General features: G+C 35.8%; 16 protein-coding genes. 4 read left to right on the top strand and 12 right to left on the bottom strand.

The annotated features are described in order from the left end of the window. Positions 1-131 precede the first annotated feature (131 nt). From LV842_RS10225 to LV842_RS10210, 4 genes are all read right to left on the bottom strand, one after another. Positions 132-1,085: a hypothetical protein gene (locus LV842_RS10225; protein WP_233111346.1), complete on the bottom strand. Its 954-nt coding sequence runs from the start codon at positions 1,083-1,085 to the stop codon at positions 132-134. A gap of 10 nt (positions 1,086-1,095) precedes the next feature. After that, positions 1,096-4,278: a carbamoyl-phosphate synthase large subunit gene (gene carB / locus LV842_RS10220; protein ID WP_233111345.1), complete on the bottom strand. Its 3,183-nt coding sequence runs from the start codon at positions 4,276-4,278 to the stop codon at positions 1,096-1,098. Positions 4,279-4,448: 170 nt separating this feature from the next. Beyond that, the gene (locus tag LV842_RS10215) at positions 4,449-5,522 is read right to left on the bottom strand and encodes a carbamoyl phosphate synthase small subunit (protein ID WP_233111344.1); all 1,074 of its coding nucleotides are present in this window, start codon (positions 5,520-5,522) and stop codon (positions 4,449-4,451) included. Positions 5,523-5,663: 141 nt separating this feature from the next. Beyond that, on the bottom strand, positions 5,664-6,554 hold the full coding sequence (locus LV842_RS10210) for an aspartate carbamoyltransferase catalytic subunit (protein WP_233111343.1): 891 nt from the start codon (positions 6,552-6,554) through the stop codon (positions 5,664-5,666). A 244-nt stretch (positions 6,555-6,798) separates the two neighbouring features. On the opposite strand from LV842_RS10210, the gene LV842_RS10205 reads away from it, so the two are divergent. After that, the gene (locus LV842_RS10205; RefSeq protein WP_233111342.1) at positions 6,799-7,260 is read left to right on the top strand and encodes an Lrp/AsnC family transcriptional regulator; all 462 of its coding nucleotides are present in this window, start codon (positions 6,799-6,801) and stop codon (positions 7,258-7,260) included. 171 nt (positions 7,261-7,431) lie between these two features. Here LV842_RS10205 and argH read toward each other — a convergent pair whose 3' ends face one another. The 8 genes from argH to LV842_RS10165 form a co-directional block, all read right to left on the bottom strand. Beyond that, positions 7,432-8,736 (bottom strand): argininosuccinate lyase, encoded by a 1,305-nt coding sequence (gene argH, locus LV842_RS10200; RefSeq protein ID WP_233111341.1) that lies wholly within the window; start codon positions 8,734-8,736, stop codon positions 7,432-7,434. A gap of 231 nt (positions 8,737-8,967) precedes the next feature. Next, positions 8,968-10,050, bottom strand: coding sequence for a M20 family metallo-hydrolase (locus LV842_RS10195; protein ID WP_233111340.1), 1,083 nt, complete (start codon positions 10,048-10,050; stop codon positions 8,968-8,970). After that, positions 10,025-10,846, bottom strand: a complete 822-nt coding sequence (gene argB, locus LV842_RS10190; RefSeq protein ID WP_394801209.1) for an acetylglutamate kinase — start codon at positions 10,844-10,846, stop codon at positions 10,025-10,027. The genes LV842_RS10195 and argB overlap by 26 nt, the downstream gene beginning before the upstream one ends. Continuing rightward, a complete protein-coding gene (locus LV842_RS10185) occupies positions 10,827-11,786 on the bottom strand; it encodes an N-acetylornithine carbamoyltransferase (RefSeq protein ID WP_233111339.1) in 960 nt (319 codons plus the stop codon). Before LV842_RS10185 ends, argB begins: the two co-directional genes overlap by 20 nt. Positions 11,787-11,797: 11 nt before the next feature. Then, positions 11,798-12,937: an aspartate aminotransferase family protein gene (locus LV842_RS10180; protein ID WP_233111338.1), complete on the bottom strand. Its 1,140-nt coding sequence runs from the start codon at positions 12,935-12,937 to the stop codon at positions 11,798-11,800. Between the two features lie 315 nt (positions 12,938-13,252). Further along, positions 13,253-14,215, bottom strand: coding sequence for an N-acetyl-gamma-glutamyl-phosphate reductase (argC, locus tag LV842_RS10175; RefSeq protein WP_233111337.1), 963 nt, complete (start codon positions 14,213-14,215; stop codon positions 13,253-13,255). Next, on the bottom strand, positions 14,212-15,408 hold the full coding sequence (gene argG, locus LV842_RS10170) for an argininosuccinate synthase (RefSeq protein WP_233111336.1): 1,197 nt from the start codon (positions 15,406-15,408) through the stop codon (positions 14,212-14,214). The genes argC and argG overlap by 4 nt, the downstream gene beginning before the upstream one ends. Continuing rightward, positions 15,380-15,979: a GNAT family N-acetyltransferase gene (locus tag LV842_RS10165; RefSeq protein WP_233111335.1), complete on the bottom strand. Its 600-nt coding sequence runs from the start codon at positions 15,977-15,979 to the stop codon at positions 15,380-15,382. The genes argG and LV842_RS10165 overlap by 29 nt, the downstream gene beginning before the upstream one ends. A gap of 160 nt (positions 15,980-16,139) precedes the next feature. Here LV842_RS10165 and LV842_RS10160 point away from each other — a divergent pair, with 160 nt between their 5' ends. The 3 genes from LV842_RS10160 (at position 16,140) to LV842_RS10150 (ending at position 19,945) form a co-directional block, all read left to right on the top strand. Further along, positions 16,140-16,556: an IS1/IS1595 family N-terminal zinc-binding domain-containing protein gene (locus LV842_RS10160; RefSeq protein ID WP_233111334.1), complete on the top strand. Its 417-nt coding sequence runs from the start codon at positions 16,140-16,142 to the stop codon at positions 16,554-16,556. A 192-nt stretch (positions 16,557-16,748) separates the two neighbouring features. After that, positions 16,749-18,128 carry a porin gene (locus LV842_RS10155; RefSeq protein ID WP_233111333.1) on the top strand — a complete coding sequence of 460 codons (1,380 nt, stop codon included), beginning with the start codon at positions 16,749-16,751 and terminating at the stop codon, positions 18,126-18,128. A 236-nt stretch (positions 18,129-18,364) separates the two neighbouring features. Next, positions 18,365-19,945, top strand: a complete 1,581-nt coding sequence (locus tag LV842_RS10150) for an MFS transporter (protein ID WP_233111332.1) — start codon at positions 18,365-18,367, stop codon at positions 19,943-19,945. Positions 19,946-19,963: the final 18 nt, after the last annotated feature.

Raw genomic sequence — 19,963 nt, 5'->3', positions numbered from 1 at the left:
AACGCACCTTAAAAAAGGTGCGTTTTTTTATTTTTAATCCGAAAATTACATCATTCCCAATTTGAAACTCATGCTTTCGATTATTTTTAAGATTGTTACCAAAATGTTCTTTTAAGTAAAATGGTAAGGTTTTAAAACGAATAACTCCCAGTAATTTTATATCCAATATTATTAGATACGTCTAATATTTTAAATGATTGCGTAATCGGTAAATTAGTAGCAGAGTCATAAATATAGTTTATTTCATTTAAAAATGTTTGATATTCTGTTGCTCCATAAATATCATTATTAATAATTTTCAAAACATTATTTTTTGACAATTGAGAATAGTTCTGTATAATATTTACCGTGTAGGATTTTTCAGGGAGAGCTAAAATCCTATTAAAATCTACCCTTGTATTTGGATTAATTTTACTATCATATTCAAACTTCATATTTCTATATGGAGTTGCTGAAGTATTATTAAAAAGTTCAATTTTTTCAACATTTTGATTGGTGAAATAAATTTTAGTTTGTTGTTGTAAAATTTGATTTCCAGATGAGGTTATTAAAAAATCTTTAACAATTATCAAATTATTTGAAGGGTACTCATAATGTTTTTCTTGTGTTTGTCCATAAATATCAATTGTAGGATTAACAGCTTTAATTAACCTATTAGAACTATCATAAAACAAGTCTCTAACAATATTTAAAGGAAAATTATTATCAAGACCAGGAAAATCAATTCCAGTAATAGTAATATTTTTAAGATTCCCATTTACATAACTTAAAGTTTCATTATATTTTCCTCCTGAGTCGATTACTGTTACTAATTTATTTTGATTATATCCGAAAGTAAGATCTAGTTTCTCATGAAAACTATAAACACCATTTTCTAAATCTTCGTCAATAATTGTCAATTTTTGTAACTTTTCATTACCATTAATAGCTTGAAGATTCTCATTGTCACTATCATTACTACAACTACTAAAAAATATGCAAAGTACTACAATATAAAGATATTTCATTTTTAATTTTTTCAAATGTATTATTTTTATAAAAGCCTTTCCAAATATCACTTTAGAAAGGCTTTTTTTACTTTTCACAAAAAACAGTCTACATCGTTTCCATTTTGAAACTCATGCTTTCGATTACTTTTAAGATCGCTTCCACCGTATCCATTGATGTTAAACAAGGAACACCGTTTTCAACACTCATTCTTCTGATCTGGAAACCGTCTCTTTCAGCTTGTTTTCCTTTCGTAGTGGTGTTAACAACATACTGCACTTTTCCTTTTTGGATCAGGTCGATCAAGTTTACACTTTCTTCTCCGATTTTGTATCCTATTTTGCAAGGAATTCCTTTTTCTTCGAAGAATTTGGCCGTTCCTTCTGTTGCCCAGATTCTGAATCCAACTTCATGGAATCTTTCTGCCAAATCAGCAGCTTCCTGCTTGTGCTTGTCTGCTACCGTGAACAAGATTGAACCGTGCATCGGAACTTTTCTTCCTGCTGCAACTAATCCTTTGTAAAGTGCTTTTTCCAACGTTGTATCTTTACCCATAACCTCTCCTGTAGACTTCATTTCTGGGCCTAAAGAGATATCAACCTTTGTTAGTTTTGAGAAAGAGAACACAGGAACTTTTACATACACTCCTTCTTTATTTGGAACCAAACCGTTTTTGTATCCTAAATCTGTTAGTTTCTGACCTAAAATTGCTTTTGTAGCAAGATTTGCCATCGGAACATCCGTGATTTTAGACAAGAAAGGAACTGTTCTTGATGAACGTGGATTTACTTCGATTACATAGACATTTCCATCGAAAAGAACGTATTGGATATTCATTAGACCAATAACATTCAATCCTTTAGCCAGTCTTTGTGTGTAATCTACCAAAGTATCAACTTCACTTTGTGAGATATTCTGTGGAGGATACACCGCAATTGAGTCTCCTGAGTGAACTCCCGCTCTTTCGATGTGTTCCATAATTCCAGGAATTACCACTGTTTCTCCGTCGCAAATGGCATCAACCTCGATCTCTTTCCCTACCATATATCTATCGACCAAAACCGGGTGTTCCGGACTTGCATCTACCGCAAACTCCATATAGTGAGCCAATTCTGCTTCAGTATAAACAATTTCCATTGCTCTACCTCCCAACACGTAGCTTGGACGAACCAATACCGGATAACCGATTTCGTTGGCAATTTTTATCGCTTCTTCTTTTGAAGTCGAAGTTTTTCCTAGAGGTTGAGGAATTCCCATTTCCTGAAGCGCTTTTTCGAACTTATCTCTGTTTTCAGCTCTATCCAAATCTTCCAGAGAAGTTCCTAAAATCTGCACTCCGTGAGAAGCTAGTTTATCTGCAAGGTTGATTGCTGTCTGTCCTCCGAACTGTACAACAACTCCTTTTGGTTTTTCAAGCTCGATGATGTTCATTACATCTTCTTCCGTTAAAGGCTCGAAGTATAATTTATCTGAAATAGAGAAGTCTGTAGAAACTGTTTCTGGGTTGTTGTTGATGATAATCGCTTCGTAACCCATTTCTTTGATTGCCCAAACCGAGTGAACCGTTGCGTAATCGAACTCAACTCCCTGCCCGATTCTGATCGGACCTGAACCTAAAACGATGATTTTTTCTTTATCTGAAGCAACACTTTCGTTTTCTTCTTCGTAAGTCCCGTAGAAATATGGGGTTTCAGATTCGAATTCTGCAGCACAAGTATCTACCATTTTAAATACAGGCATTATTCCATTCTCTTTTCTGAAATTGAAGATTTCACGCTCTTTTACATCCCAAAGAACAGCGATATTTACATCGGCAAAACCTAGTTTTTTAGCTTCTAATAAAATGTCTTTATTGAATTTATTTTCAGCAATCACTTTTTCGAAATCAATCAATTTCTTGATTTTCCAGATGAAGAATTTATCGATTTTGCTCCATTCTACAATTTGTTCCCAATCATACCCTCTTCTTAAAGCATCACCGATGATGAACAATCTTTCGTCATCACACACTCTGATTCTTCTTTCGATTTCTTCTGCCGTTAAAGCTGCAGCTTGCTTAGTTTTTAAACCGATATGCTTAATTCCTGTTTCAAGAGAACGGATTGCTTTTTGTAATGATTCTTCGAAATTTCTTCCGATTGCCATTACCTCACCCGTTGCTTTCATCTGTGTTGATAATCTTCTGTCCGCCGTTTCGAATTTATCGAATGGGAATCTTGGGAATTTAGTTACCACATAATCCAACGCTGGTTCGAAACAAGCGTAAGTTTTTCCTGTAACCGGATTCATGATTTCATCAAGAGTCAATCCTACCGCAATTTTAGCAGCAATCTTAGCAATCGGATACCCTGTTGCTTTTGATGCTAAAGCTGATGAACGAGAAACTCTCGGGTTAACCTCGATGATATAATAATCGAATGAATGCGGGTCTAACGCCAACTGTACGTTACATCCTCCTTCAATTCCTAAAGCTCTGATGATTTTTAGTGATGCGTTTCTCAACAACTGATACTCTCTATCAGAAAGCGTCTGAGAAGGCGCCACAACGATTGAGTCTCCTGTGTGAACTCCAACCGGGTCGATATTTTCCATGTTACAAACCACAATCGCGTTGTCGTTTGCATCACGCATTACTTCGTATTCAATCTCTTTGAAACCTGCGATCGATTTTTCGATCAAACACTGAGTTACAGGACTGTGTTTTAATCCTAATTCAGCAATCTCCTTCAATTCAGTTTCGTTGGAAGCGATACCTCCTCCTGTCCCCCCCATTGTGAAGGCAGGACGAACAATTACAGGATAACCGATTTCGTCAGCAAAGTTTAAGGCTCCTTCTACCGTATTTACGATATCAGATTCCGGAACCGGCTCGTTCAGTTCTCTCATCAATTCACGGAACAAATCTCTGTCTTCCGCTCTGTTGATCGCTGAAAGTTTTGTTCCTAACACTTCCACTTTGCATTCTTCAAGAATTCCTGATTTTTCCAATTCTACCGCCATATTCAGACCAGTTTGACCTCCCAAAGTCGGTAAAAGCGCATCCGGGCGCTCTTTTCTGATGATGTGACTTACAAACTGAAGTGAAATCGGCTCGATATATACTTTATCTGCGATTTCAACATCCGTCATAATCGTTGCAGGGTTTGAGTTGATCAAAATTACCTTGTAGCCTTCTTCTCTCAAAGACAAACAAGCCTGCGTTCCTGCGTAATCAAATTCCGCCGCCTGACCAATGATGATAGGTCCTGAACCGATTACTAAAATTGTTTTTATATCTGTACGTTTTGCCATTTCTAAGTTAGATGTTAGATGCTAGAAGTTAGATGTTAAGCTTTTAGCACTGTTTTTTATTTAGATTTAATTTTTACACATTGTCTTTCCGAAGAATTGAGAAATCTCTTTTTAATTATTGAGATTCTTCACTTTGCATTTGCTTCGTTCAGAATGACAACTCCGGTGTTTTACTTTTTGAAGTTTTCCATCAATTCAATGAACTCATCAAATAAGTAGTTCGCATCTTCCGGACCTGGGCTAGCTTCCGGGTGATACTGAACTGAGAAACAAGGGTGAATTTTGTGTTTCAGACCTTCGTTTGTTCTGTCGTTCAGTGCGATGTGCGTTTCAATTAAATCTGTATTTTTCAAACTTTCCTGATCAACCGCATAACCGTGGTTTTGAGAAGTGATAGCCACTTTGTTTTTCTCTAAATCCAACACCGGGTGATTTCCTCCTCTGTGTCCGAATTTTAATTTGAAAGTTTTAGCTCCACAAGCCAAACCAATTAACTGGTGTCCTAAACAAATTCCAAAAATTGGAACTTTTCCTAGAATTCCATTAATCATTTCTAAAGCGTGTTGGTTATCTTCAGGATCTCCAGGACCGTTTGATAACATTACTCCGTCCGGATCCATCAGCAAAATTTCTTCTGCTGTTACATCCTGAGAAACTACTGTAATGTCGCAGTTTCTTTGGGACAATTCTCTGATAATTCCTAATTTAGAACCAAAATCCACCAATACTACTTTTAAACCTCTTCCCGGATTTGCGTAAGGCGTCTTTGTAGAAACCTGCTCTACCTGGTTTGTAGGAAAATTTGTTGATTTTAATTCTGCAACCACTGTGCTTTCATCAGCATCAGCGTTTACGATTTTTCCTTTCACTACTCCGGAATTACGAAGAATTCTTGTCAGTCTTCTTGTATCGATTCCTGAAATTCCTGAAAGGTTTTTCTTTTTAAATAATTCATCTAAAGTAATCTGAGTACGGAAATTTGAAGGCAAATCACAAAGCTCTTTTACGATAAGTCCTTTGATAGCCGGCTCTATACTCTCATAGTCATCTCTATTAATCCCATAATTTCCGATAAGCGGATAGGTCATACAAACAATCTGACCGCAATAAGACGGATCAGAAATCAGTTCTTGATACCCTGTCATTCCGGTATTGAAAACCACTTCTCCTGCAGTTTCCAATTCTGTTCCGAAACCTTCTCCATGAAACACTTCACCGGACTCCAGTATTAATTTTTTCTTCATTTTTTTATTTAGATTTTCTTTTACTTTCTATTTAATTTTTTTACCACCCCGTCAAAAAATTCTTTGAACTTTTGCCACCCCTCCAGAGGAGAGGAATTTTGTGGATGTTTTACTTTTTACTTGGCTCTTTTTACTTTACTCTTACTTAAAAGTATACCCTTGTTTTTCCAAAGCTTCCTTTAAGATCGCCATTCTTGCGAAAACCCCGTTCTGCATTTGTTTGAAAATTCTTGAACGTTCACATTCCACTAAGTCTGTATCAATCTCTACTCCTCTGTTGATTGGAGCAGGATGCATAATGATCCCTTCTTTTTTCATGGCTTGTTCTCTTTCTTTAGTCAACCCATATTTTCTATGGTAATCTGAAGCGGAGAAACTCATTTTTGCATCATGTCTTTCATGCTGAATTCTTAATAGCATCAACACATCCACCTCAGCAATTAGTTCATCTACATTTAAATATGTCCCGTTGATTAAAGCGCCTTCATCAAACCATTGCTCCGGTCCTGAAAAATACACTTTCGCTCCTAATCTTCTTAATGCTTCTGCATTTGAATTGGCCACTCTGCTGTGTTTTACGTCTCCTACAATTCCTACTTTTAAGCCTTCAAATTTTCCAAATTCCTGATAAATCGTCATCAGATCCAGCATACATTGAGACGGGTGGTTCCCTGTTCCATCTCCTCCATTGATGACAGGAATGTTTATATTTTTTAATTCATCAAAATATCGGTCTTTCTTATCTCTGATTACCACAAGATTTACTCCCAGACTTTCAATTGTTTTCACCGTATCATAAAGACTTTCACCTTTATTTACAGAGCTGTGAGAAGCATCAAAAGGAACGACCTGTAAGCCTAATTTTCTTTCGGCAATATCAAAACTTGTTTTCGTTCTTGTACTGTCTTCAAAGAAAAGATTAGAGCAAAAAACTTCTCCTTCAATTTTAGCGGTTTTTCCGTTTGCAAAAGCCAATGCTTCTGTTACTATACTGTTGATCCTCTCGGTGCTTAGTTCTGTAATGGTAAACATATTATCTTTAATTTTTTACAAAAAAAAAGCGAAGAAAATATCTTCGCTTAATATAAATAAATATCGTAAAGGGCGTCTACGCCCGGTAATTCTAATGATATAAATACTGTGTTATTCATTAGGTGCAAAGATACAACAATTTTACAAACTGACAAAACCTAAGTTTGATTTTAATTAAAAAATCTCAATCACTAGTTATTTTCATTTTTAAATATTATTTTTGTTATCATTCAACATCATTATTATGGATTTAAAAGACAGGATGATTCTCAGTATTATTCAGGAAGACTCTACTTATTCGGTGAAAGAAATTTCAGAAAAGATAGGTCTTACCTTTACTCCGACGTATGAGCGCATCAAACAACTGGAGAAACAAGGAATTATTGAGAAATATGTAGGTCTTTTAAATCGCGAAAAACTGGGTTTGAATATTGTCGTTTACTGTAACGTCCGTCTGAAAGAGCAATCCAAAAAAGTATTGGAAACTTTCGAGAAAAATATCATGCAACATGATGAAGTTCAGGAAGTCACCAGTCTTTCCGGCGAATACGATTATATGCTTAAAATTATCGCTAAAGACATTAATTCTTATAATGAATTTACCGTCAACGTGATTTCAAACATTCCTAATATCGGGCAATATCATAGCTCTATCGTGCTACACGAGGTAAAAAAATCTACTAAGTTTAAAATTGATTTGGATTAAATTTTATTTAAACTAAATCTTTTTCTTTATAAATCTAAAGAGGCTTCGACTTCGCTCAGTATGACAACGCTACAAATGAATCGCTAATAAAAACAGTTAGTATTAGAGATGTCATGCTGAGCCTGTCGAAGTATCTCATCATTAGTTTTAAACAATTTCTCTTGTTTAAAATCAACCCAATAATTTATTCTTCAGTTTATTAAACTGATATTCTATTTTATCTAAACAAAGATTTCCAATACTTCCTTGATGGGTATGATTCAGATTTCCGATTTCAAAATCAAACGCATTATTTTCAATCTCCTGCCCCACTTTTACATAAGCATCACGGAATGAACTTCCATTTTTCACTTCTTCATTAATTTTCTCTACGCTAAAAAGATATTTGTACTTTTCATCTTCGAGAATTCCATCCTTCACCTGAATATTGGGTAATGTATAATTTAAAATCGCCAAACATTCCTTTAATGAGTCAATTGCCGGGAAAAGAATTTCTTTCGTCAGCTGCATATCTCGGTGATACCCAGAAGGAAGATTATTTGTCAATAAAATAAACTCATTCGGCAGCGACTGAATTCTGTTGCAACGCGCACGAACCAGCTCGAAAATATCAGGATTTTTCTTGTGAGGCATAATGCTGCTTCCCGTTGTAAATTCTTTAGGAAAACTGATAAAATCAAAATTCTGGCTTAAATACAAACAAACATCATATGCAAACTTCCCTAATGTTCCCGCCAACGTCGCCATTGCCATCGACAACATTTTCTCAGACTTTCCACGCGTCATTTGAGCGTAAACAGAGTTATAACTCATCGATTGAAAACCTAAATTGTAGGTCGTACTCTCACGATCAATCGGAAAAGACGAACCGTAACCCGCCGCAGAGCCCAATGGATTTTTATTAATGATATTTTTTACTGAAAACAACATTTCTACATCATCCAACAACGCTTCTGCATAAGCTCCAAACCATAATCCAAACGATGAAGGCATTGCAATTTGTAAGTGGGTATATCCAGGAAGCAACACATTTTTATGTTGTTCCGCCAGTTTGATTAATATCTGAAAAAATTCATCCGTTAATGCTGTCAATTCGCGGATCTCATTTACCAAATACAACTTAATATCTAATAAAACCTGATCATTACGAGATCTTGCTGTATGAATTTTCTTTCCTGTATCACCTAATTTCTCAATCAAAATAGATTCAACCTGCGAATGAATATCTTCCGCATTTTTATCAATTTCAAAAGTTCCGTTCTCTATATCTTTTAAAATCTCTTCCAAAACAGACAACATCTGCTTCGATTCTTCATTGGAAATGATTCCAACTTCTGCTAACATTTTACAATGTGCCATCGAGCCTTTTACATCGTATTTTGCTAAACGCTCATCAAAGTCAAGATCTTTCCCTACTGTAAAATTATTGACTAATATATTGGTGGCATTATCGTCTTTCTGCCATATTTTTTTCATAAAATTCTTTTTTTGATGGAAGCTGGGTGATGGAAGTTTACTACCAACCGCTTTATCTTCCTTTATTAATTTGATTTTGTTTTGTCATTTCGACGAAGGAGAAATCTATTTTTATGCTTAAAAGATTCTTCACTCCACTACGTTCCGTTCTGAATGACAATGCGAAGTACTCATTATGGAAATTGATTTTCAAATAAAAAATTTACAAATCTCCATCATCCCTTTTCCAACCTATAAAACTTTCTCCAGAATCTTAATATAAATCTCAATTCCCTCCGCAATTTCTTCGATGAAAATAAATTCATCCGCGGTGTGAGAGCGCCTACTATCTCCTGGACCGATTTTTACCGATGTACAAGGAATAATTGCCTGATCGGATGAAGTTGGTGAACCATAACTCGTTCTGCCAATTTCCAAACCTGCCTGTACAAAAGGATGATCCATTTCAATTTTTGAAGAATTTAACCTGAAAGACCTTGCCGTTAAAGTTGATTTCATCTGTGACTGGATGATTTCAAACGCTTCTTTATTGGAATATTCGTCCGTAACTCTTACATCCAAAGTAAAAGTACATGATTCCGGAACGACATTATGCTGAACTCCGGCATGAATTCCTGACAGCGTAACTTTAACCTCACCCAAATAATCCGAAACTTTTGGAAATTTGAAGTTTAGGATATTCTGCAAATCTTCCATACATTTTACAATCGAGTTATCGTTGTTCGGATGAGCGGCGTGAGAAGGAGTTCCTTTCATTTCCCCGTCAATAACCAAAAGTCCTTTTTCCGCAATCGCCAGATTCATCTGCGTTGGTTCTCCTACAATGGCGAGCTCCACATTCGGAAGCTGCGGAAATAAAGCTTCAATCCCATCAAATCCTGAAATCTCCTCCTCTGCCGTCAAAGCAATAACTAAATTATATTGTAAATCTTCTTTCTCATAAAAATGTAAAAAAACCTGCGCCATCGAAACCAAAGAAGCTCCTGCATCATTACTTCCCAACCCGAATAATTTTCCGTCTTTTTCAATCGGTAAAAACGGATCCAATGTATATGCTTTATTCGGTTTTACCGTATCATGGTGTGTATTCAGTAAAATCGAAGGTTTGAAAACATCAAAATTTTTGTTCACCGCCCAGATGTTATTTTTAAAACGTTTGGTAGGAACCTGATGTTTTTTGAAAAAATTTTCAATTTCCACAGACGTATTAAATTCATCTTTGCTGAATGACGGAATTTCAATCAGTTTTTTCAACAAATTCACTGCATTATTCAGTAATTCTTCTTTACTATAAACAGATTTCAGTTCCTGCATGATGATGTTCTATATGGTTTTTAAGTTCGGTTTCTTTAATTAAGAATACCTTATTTACATTATTTTTTACCGCTCCAAGGGCATTTTCCAGTTTGGGAAGAATTCCTTTATGAAGTTTCCCTTCATCTTTTAAGGTTGAAAATTCTTCTTCTGAAATGTTTTTAATAACAGATTCTGGATTATCAACATCTTCCAAAACACCTTCTTTATCAAAACAATACAATAATTCCACATCATATTTCACTGATAAAGCCTGCGCAATTACCGAAGCAATTGTATCCGCATTGGTATTGAAAAGATGTCCTTTTTTATCGTGAGTAATCGCTGAAAACACAGGAACCAATTCAAGTTTAAGCAGCTTTGAGATGATTTTTTTATTGATACTTTTCTCAGTGATATCTCCCACAAATCCAAAATCGATGTCCTCATCTTCTCTTTTTGTCGCTTTAATCAGATTGGCATCAGCACCTGAAAATCCAATTGCCTTGCATTTTTTCTGCTGAAGTTTGGCCACAATATTTTTATTGATTCCTCCTGCATAGACCATTGCTACAATATCCAGAGTCTCTTTATCCGTGATTCTTCGACCATCGACCAATTTCTGTTCAATTCCCAGTTTATCTGCTAAAGTCGTGGCTAATTTCCCACCGCCATGAACAAGAATTTTCTTTTCCTGAATCTCAGCAAACTGCTCTAAAAATTGTTCTAATAATTCATCATCATCAATTAAAGCACCTCCTATTTTTATGACGAAAAGCTTTTCCTGCATGATTTCATTATTTTGAATTAATTTCATCTAAAATTTCAGAAAAAACTGCTTGTGCTGAGAAAATTCGATTTTTTGCCTGTTGATAAATGATAGAATTTCCGCCATCCATTACTTCATCACTCAATTCCACATTTCGACGAACCGGAAGACAGTGCATTACTTTTGCCTGATTGGTATTTTCCAGTTTTTCGTTTGTTAGCATCCAGTTTTCTTTCACTTCAGGCATTGCTGCATAGTCATCAAAAGACGACCAGTTTTTCACATAAATAAAATCTGCATCTTTCAACGCTTCATCCTGATTATGGATTACTTTCACGTTTTTTGTAAAGTTTTTGTCTAAATCATAGCCTTCTGGATTGGTGATCACTAAATCTACATCCATTTCCTGCATCCACTCTGCGAAAGAGTTTCCAACCGCATGAGCAATTGGTTTGATATGTGGAGCCCAAGTTAAAACCACTTTCGGCTTACGCTCTTCCTTCCAGTTTTCTGTAATCGTAATACAATCTGCCAAACTTTGCAAAGGATGACGTGTTGCCGATTCCAAAGAAATAACCGGAACTTTTGCATATTGTTCGAACTGACTTAGAATACTTTCATTAACATCATCTTCCTTGCTTTTCATTCCTGCAAAACAACGAACCGCAATGATGTCACAATATTGATTCAATACTTCAATAGCATCTTTAATATGTTCGACAGTATCGCCGTTCATAACAGCACCATCTGCAAATTCTAAATTCCATGCTTCCTGAGCAGCATTTAAAGTCAATACATTTAATCCTAGATTTTGTGCCGCAATCTGGCTGCTTAAACGGGTTCTTAAACTTGAATTTAAAAAGACAAGTCCGATTGTTTTTCCTTTCCCTTTCTCGGTTTCCGAAAGAGGGTTTTCTTTAATTTTTAACGCTTTTTTTATAATTTCCTGTAAGTCTTCAACATCACTTACAGAGGTGAATTTTTTCATTTTGAATTGATTTAAAGATTTTCTAAAACAGTTTTTAAAGCACCAATGAATAGATCGGTTTCTTCTTTTTTAATGGTAAGCGCCGGAAGAATCCTCAACACAGCCTTATCATTAGAATTTCCTGTGAAAATATGATGATGGTACAACAGGTTATTTCTCACTTCAGAGCAATCCCTGTCGAGTTCAATTCCAATCATCAACCCTTTCCTTCGGATGGTTTTAATATGTGGAAAATCTTTAATTTCGTTCTCAATATACTCGCCCATTTCCTGAGCATTTTCGATGAGATTCTCATCTTTCATTACATCCAATACAGCAATCGCAGCTACACAAGCTAAATGATTCCCTCCAAATGTTGTCCCCAGCAAACCGTTGCTTGCCTGAAATTTTGGATGAATCAACACGCCACCAATAGGAAAACCATTTCCCATTCCTTTTGCTGTGGTAATAATATCGGCTTCAATTCCAAATTCCTGATGCGCGAAAAAATATCCGCTTCTTCCGTATCCTGACTGAACTTCATCTAAAATCAAAACCACGTCATGTTTTTCACATAATTCTTTGATTTTAATTAAAAATTCAACCGCTGGAATCATAACTCCTCCCACTCCCTGAATTCCTTCGATAATAACAGATGAAATTTCACTTCCTTGTTTTTCGAAAACTTCTTCAAGCTGCTCGATATTATTCCATTCAGATTTTATGAATCTTTCATCATAATTTACCGGAGCTACAATTTTTGGATTATCCGTCACCGAAACTGCCGCCGAAGTTCTTCCGTGGAATGAACCTGAAAAATAAAGAACCTTATTTTTTCCGTTATGAAAAGATGCCAATTTTAAAGCATTTTCATTCGCTTCTGCTCCTGAATTACACAGAAATAAACTGTAATCTTCCAAACCTGAAAGCTTCCCTAATTTTTCAGCCAGCTCAGTTTGCAGTTCGTTCTGAACCGAGTTTGAATAGAAAGAAATTTTTTCTAACTGTTCTTTTAATTGGGTTTGATAATGCGGATGGTTATGCCCAATAGAAATCACGGCATGACCTCCGTAAAAATCAAGATATTTTTCTCCTTTATCATCCCAAAGAAATGATCCATGAGCTTTTACTGGATTTATGTTGAATAATGGATATACGTTGAATAAATTCATTTTGTAGTTGATTGTTGTTGGTTGATAGTTGTTGGTTTTACAACTTCATCTTTTATTATATTTTTCTTTTGCTTCAAGGCAAAAGAAACAAAAGTTCGAGACTGGAAACTTTCGCTAAAAATTATTTCTATTCTCTAAAAATTCTAAAACTTGCGCGAAATAGGGTTTTTCCCTTCGGTTCGACATTTGTGTCGCGCTTCGAACAGTAGAATTTTCTTCACGTTCATAGAATTAATTTTCTTAACGCTTCATTTTCCTAGGTCGTTTTTAATTCGGGTTGTAAAAATTCACAATTGACTTATTGACTATTTACATTTAAAATGCAATCGGTTTCAAGTTCAATCCTAGATTTTCTTCCCAACCCATAGCAACATTCATATTTTGGACAGCCTGCCCGGAAGCTCCTTTTAACAAATTGTCAATCGCTGAGTGAATAACCACAACATTTCCATTCTTTTCAATTTGAATCACACAGCGATTCGTATTGACAACCTGTTTTAAGTCAATTGCTTTTTCGCTTACCTTTACAAAAGGCTCCTCCGCATAAAAATCCTTAAACAATTGCTCGATATCTGAAAGTTCTAAATCTGTTTTTACCGTGGAACTCGTAAAAATTCCTCTCGCAAAATCCCCTCTCCATGGAACAAAATTCAGACTGATTTCATTATTATTAAAAGACACCAACTGCTGTAAAATCTCATCAACATGCTGATGTGTCAAAGTTTTATATGCTGAAATATTATCGTTCCTCCAAGTAAAGTGTGTCGTTGCCTGCAAAGACTGACCTGCACCTGTTGAGCCCGTAATTCCCGTTGTGTACACTTCATTCAACAGACCTTTTTGAGCTAGCGGAAGCAAAGCCAACTGAATTGCCGTTGCAAAACATCCCGGATTCGCAATACTTTTTGCCCCTAAAAGTTGTTTTTTGTTGATTTCAGGTAAACCATAGATAAAATTTCTGTTTCCTAAATTTCCCTCTAAGCGGAAATCATTTCCTAAATCAATCACCAACGTCTCATCTTTTACAACATGCTGAGTCAGCCAATTCTGGCTTTCTTTGTGAGGAAGGCATAGAAACAAAATATCCACCTCTTCAGGTTGATCTGTTAAAACCATTTCACAAATTGTCGTTAAATCCGGGTACAAATCTGAAATCTTTGTCCCCGAATTCGAACGACTATATAAAAAACTCAAAGACACATTCGGATGAAAAGCCAGTAGACGAACCAATTCGCTTCCCGTATAACCGTTGGCGCCTACAATTCCTACTGTTTTCATATGTTCATTCCGTTAATCTGGTGATAGATATTTAATGAATTGCTTACGATTTTCGTGTACCCTTTTACATCTTCACCGGTCCACGCTCTATTTGCTTCACCGTAGCTTCCGAATTTATCAGACATTAAATCATGTTCAGATTCAATTCCGTTTAAAATAAATCGATATGAATGAAGGGTTACAAAAACTTTTCCGCTGACTGTTTTTTGCGAATCAACCAGGAAAGACTCAATATTTCTCATCACAGGATCTAAGAAAAGGGCTTCATGAAGCCAGTTTCCGTACCAGTCGGATAATTGAGACTTCATCATCTGCTGATATTTTGAAAGCGTGTGTTTTTCCAATAAATGGTGCGCTTTGATAATCACAGACGCTGCTGCCGCTTCAAAACCAACTCTTCCTTTAATTCCGACAATTGTATCTCCAACGTGAATATCACGACCGATTCCGTAAGCAGAAGCTAATTCTTCAACTTTCTTAATCGCGTATACCGAATGTTCGAAATTTTCCCCATTTACGGCTACTATTTCCCCATTTTTAAACTCAATTTCCAATTCTGAAGGCTGAGTTTCTTTAATTTGTGATGGAAAAGCTTCTTCGGGAAGATAATTTCTTGAAGTTAATGTTTCTTTTCCACCCACTGAAGTTCCCCAGAGTCCTTTATTCACAGAATATTGTGCTTTATGGAATTCCATTTCGTAACCGTGGCTTTTCAAAAACTCGATTTCTTCTTCACGGGACAAAGCCATATCACGAATCGGCGTTATGATTTCCACATTCGGACACATTACCTGGAAAATCAAATCAAAACGAACCTGATCATTTCCAGCACCCGTACTTCCGTGGGCAATGGCATCACCACCGATTTCAATAGCATATTTTGCAATCTCCTGTGCCTGGATCGTACGTTCAGCACTTACAGACAAAGGATAAGTATTGTTTTTTAATACATTTCCAAAAATCAAATATTTTACGCAAGAATTGTAATAATCTTCCTGAGCATCAACGCACCTGTATTCCTTTACCCCAAGATTCAGGGCTTTTTTCTCCAGTTCTTTTTCCTCTTCTTTAGAAAAACCTCCGGTATTTACAGTAACTGCATACACATCATATCCCAGTGTTTCACTAAGATATTTAGCACAGTAAGAGGTATCCAAACCTCCACTAAACGCTAAGATGACTTTCTTGTTCATTGCTATATTTAATTTCCGGCTGCGTATAGGCAGCTCCATTTTTTGTTATATTCTCAGGAACGAAAAGCATAGCTGTACAAAGACAATTTTTTCGTTCTTTTTTCATTAAAATATCATAATTCACACAGTTTTTACAACCATTCCAAAATTCTTCATCCTGAGTCAGTTCAGAATAAATTACCGGTTTATAGCCTAAATCACTGTTGATTTTCATTACGGCAAGCCCTGTCGTGAGTCCGAAAACTTTCGCATTCGGATATTTATCTCTAGATAATTGGAAAACCTTATTTTTAATTAAAGTCGCAGCACCCCTTTCCCTGAATTTCGGTGAAACAATCAGTCCGGAGTTGGCCACAAACTGACCATGTGACCAGGTCTCTATATAGCAGAAACCTACCCACTCCCCATTTTCAGTAGCTACCACAGCATTGCCTTCTGAAATCTTCTTACTTAAATATTCTATGGAACGTTTTGCAATACCCGTCCCTCTTCGCTGTGCAGAATCGTACATTTCCTGCTGTATTTCACTCACATACATCAGATGTATGGATGAGGAAATTTCTATTTCCATTTATTTATCTAAATTTTTTGGCAAATTTAAAATATAATTTCTTTTAAATCAAAATAAAAAAGATAATTTTATTGAATTTAATTAATATACAGGTAATTTTATCTTTACAATAAATTAACATTTTGCTAAATTATTATATATTTGCTAGAAAGATATAGTTATGGAAAATCAATGCCCTAAATGCAACGGAACAAAAGTTGTAAAAAGCGGAATCATCAATGAAAAACAACGTTTTCATTGTAAAGACTGCAACTATTATTTCACTGTAAAAAAACTCGGAAAACAAATAGATGATTATTATGTAACTAAAGCTCTGCAGCTTTATCTTGAAGGCTTAAGCTTTCGTGAGATAGAAAGAATTCTTGGTGTTTCTCATGTTACCATCAGTTCATGGATTAAGAAGTATAATATTGTAAGACCGCCCCACTCAGAATTCCATCCTGTGTACAAAATCTTAAAGCAAAATGAATTGATTGAATACATGAGCAAAGAAGAAAATATAAAAAACTCTGGTTTAATTATTACTCAATTTGCAGATAAGTACATGTTAATAAAATGGGAAAGATTTAAAAAATAAAATTATAATAAATTGTAAATAAGTTAATTATAAAATAAATCAACACATTACACAGATATACTTTTTAAATCAAAATCATAGAACATCAATTATAAACTATATGATTAGCATTTATATATATTAAATTTCTTCAAACAAATTATTAATTACAATTTGGCTTTCACAAAAAACAACGCCAAAAATTGATAATTTATGAAGAAATTACTCACTTTTATTGGATTAGCTTTAATAAGCAATTCTTTATATTCTCAAGGTTCTCCTGATTATGGAAGTGGATTAAAAGTAAACCTCAACCAGCAGGGCGATAAATATGTCAGATTTATTTTGTGGGACCAGTTTTGGTTAAGAAACACCCAAATGAATCCCGGAAGTATGGTTGGTGGAGAAGCTACAGATAACTCCTGGAGCTTTGGAAACAGGCGATTACGTGTTTTAGCATATGCCCAGATTTCCAAAAGATATATGATTTTGGGACATTTTGGAATTAACAATCAGACCTTCATCAATGGAGGCGGTTCCGGCACTTCAGGAACTGGCGGTTATGGAAACGGCAAAAAACCGCAGATGTTTTTTCATGATGCCTGGAATGAATACGCAGTTGTTCTACCTGGAGAAGCCGGAAAATTCAGTTTATCTTTAGGGGCCGGCTTACATTATTACATGGGACTTTCCCGTATGACCATGGCTTCTACATTGAATTTTCTTACGGTTGACTCTCCTATTTTTACCTGGCCTTTGATTGACAATTCCGATCAGTTCGCAAGACAACTGGGAATGTTTGCGAAAGGAAAATACGGAAAACTGGAATATCGTTTTAGCTTAAACAAACCTTTTGCAACGGATCTAACTCCGGTAAATGTTACGGATCCGTCAAAAGCGGTAGCCGTAGACAACAACGGAAACCCTAATTTTTCAAAAGCCGGATATGTTGAATATCAATTTTTGGATGAAGAATCTAATACATTGCCATTCAAAGTTGGTTCTTATCTGGGGACAAAAAAAGTTTTCAGTGTCGGCGCAGGTTTTTACCACCAAAAAGACGGAACAAGAACTTCTGTTAATTCAACGATTGAAAAACACGACATTACGCTTGTTGCAGTCGACGCTTTTGCAGATATTCCATTAGGAAATGCTAAAAATAAAATGGCAGTTTCTGCTTATGCAGGATATTACAATTATCAGTTCGGCCCGAACTACATCAGAAATTTGGGCATTATGAACATCGCTTCTACAGATCCTAATTTTATCGGTAACAAAGCGATTGCAGGACCAGGAAATTTACAACCCACTATCGGAACAGGTAATATTATCTACGCACAAGCCGGTTTACTATTGCCCAATCAAACGGAAAAACCAAAAGTCAGAATTCAACCATTTGCAGCATACACACACAAAAGCTTTGAAGCATTTGATAAATCTTCATCACAATTCGATATCGGTGCCAATTGGTTCATAGATGGTCATCACGCAAAAATCACTACGCAATATTCTACAAGACCAACCTATACCAATCCTACGGAAAGTCCGAAATCCAAAGGAGAATTCATTATGCAGTTCCAGATTTATTTGTAGAAATATTACTCAATTAACTTTTACAATCGCAAAGACGCAAAGTTTTTTTTAAACCTAATCGTTTTAAGACGCAAGAAAATCAAAGATTTTCAGCAAGTACCGTTTAAATTTTATCTGCGATAAAATCTTTGCGTCTTAAAACATAAAGCATATAAAATTTCCCTTGCGCCTTTGCGATAAAAAACAAAACTATAAGTACTCAACATCAATTTAACTAACATCAAAATTCAAGCAATATGAGCGAAAATCATCACGATGCCTACGAAAATATGACCGATAAGCAGAAAAACCGCACGATTTGGAGTGTCATCACTGCATCATCACTCGGCACATTGATAGAATGGTACGACTTCTATATTTTCGGAAGTCTAGCCGTTGTTTTAGCCACTAAATTTTTCCCGGCAGATAATCCGACCGCAGCATTTTTATCTACGCTTGCCACTTTTGCAGCAGGATTTGTAGTAAGACCTTTCGGAGCATTATTCTTTGGAAGATTAGGAGATATTATCGGAAGAAAATATACTTTTTTGGTTACCTTGCTGATCATGGGATTCTCAACATTTCTGATCGGATGTATCCCCAGTTATGAAACCATTGGATTCATGGCGCCTGTTTTAGTTTTAATTTTAAGATTATTGCAAGGTTTAGCTTTAGGAGGAGAATATGGAGGTGCTGCAACTTATGTAGCCGAATACGCACAACCGGGAAGAAGAGGTTACTGGACTTCGTGGATCCAAACTACAGCAACAGCCGGACTTTTCATTTCATTAATTGTGATCCTGGTAACAAAATCTTCTCTTTCTACAGAAGAATTCGATGGTTGGGGCTGGAGAGTTCCATTCTGGATTTCCATCTTAATGGTAGGAGTTTCTTACATTATCAGAAGAAATATGAAAGAATCTCCGCTTTTTGCCAAGGCTAAAAGTGAAGGAAAAACTTCTAAAAACCCTTTAAAAGAAAGTTTCGGAAATAAATTCAATTTTAAATTTGTCTTACTGGCTTTATTCGGAGCTGCAATGGGACAAGGTGTAATCTGGTACACGGGACAATTTTATGCCATGAGCTTCCTGCAAAAAGTCATGAATATAGAATCTATTCAGGTTGATTATTTAATGGCAACAGCTTTATTTTTAGGAACTCCTTTCTTTGTTTTCTTCGGCTGGCTTTCTGATAAGGTAGGACGAAAAGCAATCATGTTAACGGGAATGTTGGTTGCCATTTTAGCTTACAGACCGATTTATGATTCCATGTTTAAAAGTGTAAATATTGAAAGTAAAACCATTGCAGCTAACGGAATTACAGAGAAAAGAACAGCAAAAATTCACGATAAAATCACAACCGACAGCTTAGTGACTTTCCATAAAGAAACACTGTATACAGACGGAACTTTGATTAAAAAAGACAGCGTAGTTCACTGGTCACCAAGCGGACCTGTCATGAAAGACGGAAAAGTGGAAGAACCAAAAGTCTCACAATCGATAACGATCAACGACAGTACAAAATGGTATCTGGTATTTTTAGTATTCATCCAGGTGATTTTTGTAACGATGGTTTACGGTCCTATTGCTGCTTTTTTAGTAGAAATGTTCCCTGTGAGAATCCGTTACACATCAATGTCTTTGCCTTATCATATCGGAAACGGAGTATTTGGAGGATTGCTTCCGGCCGTTGCAACCTATTTAGTAACCACAGGCAAAGAGGCAGGACACGCAACATGGTATCTGGAAGGGCTTTGGTATCCAATTGGAGTAGCCACAGTCTGTTTAATAATCGGATTATTTTATCTTAAAAATAAGAACAACAATCTTCATGATTAAGCACTGATTCACTCAAAT

The sequence above is a fragment of the Chryseobacterium gwangjuense genome, from assembly GCF_021311115.1.
Classification (GTDB): Bacteria; Bacteroidota; Bacteroidia; order Flavobacteriales; family Weeksellaceae; genus Chryseobacterium; species Chryseobacterium gwangjuense.
The sequence above is the reverse complement of the archived record's forward strand: the minus strand, read 5'-3'. Positions and strand labels throughout refer to the sequence as shown.

Bases quoted from the DNA above. Each gene is read 5' to 3' on its own strand.
- carB (WP_233111345.1), bottom strand. From the start codon at position 4,278: ATGGCAAAACGTACAGATATAAAAACAATTTTAGTAATCGGTTCAGGA.
- LV842_RS10215 (WP_233111344.1), bottom strand. From the start codon at position 5,522: ATGAAGAAAAAATTAATACTGGAGTCCGGTGAAGTGTTTCATGGAGAA.
- LV842_RS10210 (WP_233111343.1), bottom strand. From the start codon at position 6,554: ATGTTTACCATTACAGAACTAAGCACCGAGAGGATCAACAGTATAGTA.
- LV842_RS10205 (WP_233111342.1), top strand. From the start codon at position 6,799: ATGGATTTAAAAGACAGGATGATTCTCAGTATTATTCAGGAAGACTCT.
- argH (WP_233111341.1), bottom strand. From the start codon at position 8,736: ATGAAAAAAATATGGCAGAAAGACGATAATGCCACCAATATATTAGTC.
- LV842_RS10195 (WP_233111340.1), bottom strand. From the start codon at position 10,050: ATGCAGGAACTGAAATCTGTTTATAGTAAAGAAGAATTACTGAATAAT.
- argB (WP_394801209.1), bottom strand. From the start codon at position 10,846: ATGAAATTAATTCAAAATAATGAAATCATGCAGGAAAAGCTTTTCGTC.
- LV842_RS10185 (WP_233111339.1), bottom strand. From the start codon at position 11,786: ATGAAAAAATTCACCTCTGTAAGTGATGTTGAAGACTTACAGGAAATT.
- LV842_RS10180 (WP_233111338.1), bottom strand. From the start codon at position 12,937: ATGAATTTATTCAACGTATATCCATTATTCAACATAAATCCAGTAAAA.
- argC (WP_233111337.1), bottom strand. From the start codon at position 14,215: ATGAAAACAGTAGGAATTGTAGGCGCCAACGGTTATACGGGAAGCGAA.
- argG (WP_233111336.1), bottom strand. From the start codon at position 15,408: ATGAACAAGAAAGTCATCTTAGCGTTTAGTGGAGGTTTGGATACCTCT.
- LV842_RS10165 (WP_233111335.1), bottom strand. From the start codon at position 15,979: ATGGAAATAGAAATTTCCTCATCCATACATCTGATGTATGTGAGTGAA.
- LV842_RS10160 (WP_233111334.1), top strand. From the start codon at position 16,140: ATGGAAAATCAATGCCCTAAATGCAACGGAACAAAAGTTGTAAAAAGC.
- LV842_RS10155 (WP_233111333.1), top strand. From the start codon at position 16,749: ATGAAGAAATTACTCACTTTTATTGGATTAGCTTTAATAAGCAATTCT.
- LV842_RS10150 (WP_233111332.1), top strand. From the start codon at position 18,365: ATGAGCGAAAATCATCACGATGCCTACGAAAATATGACCGATAAGCAG.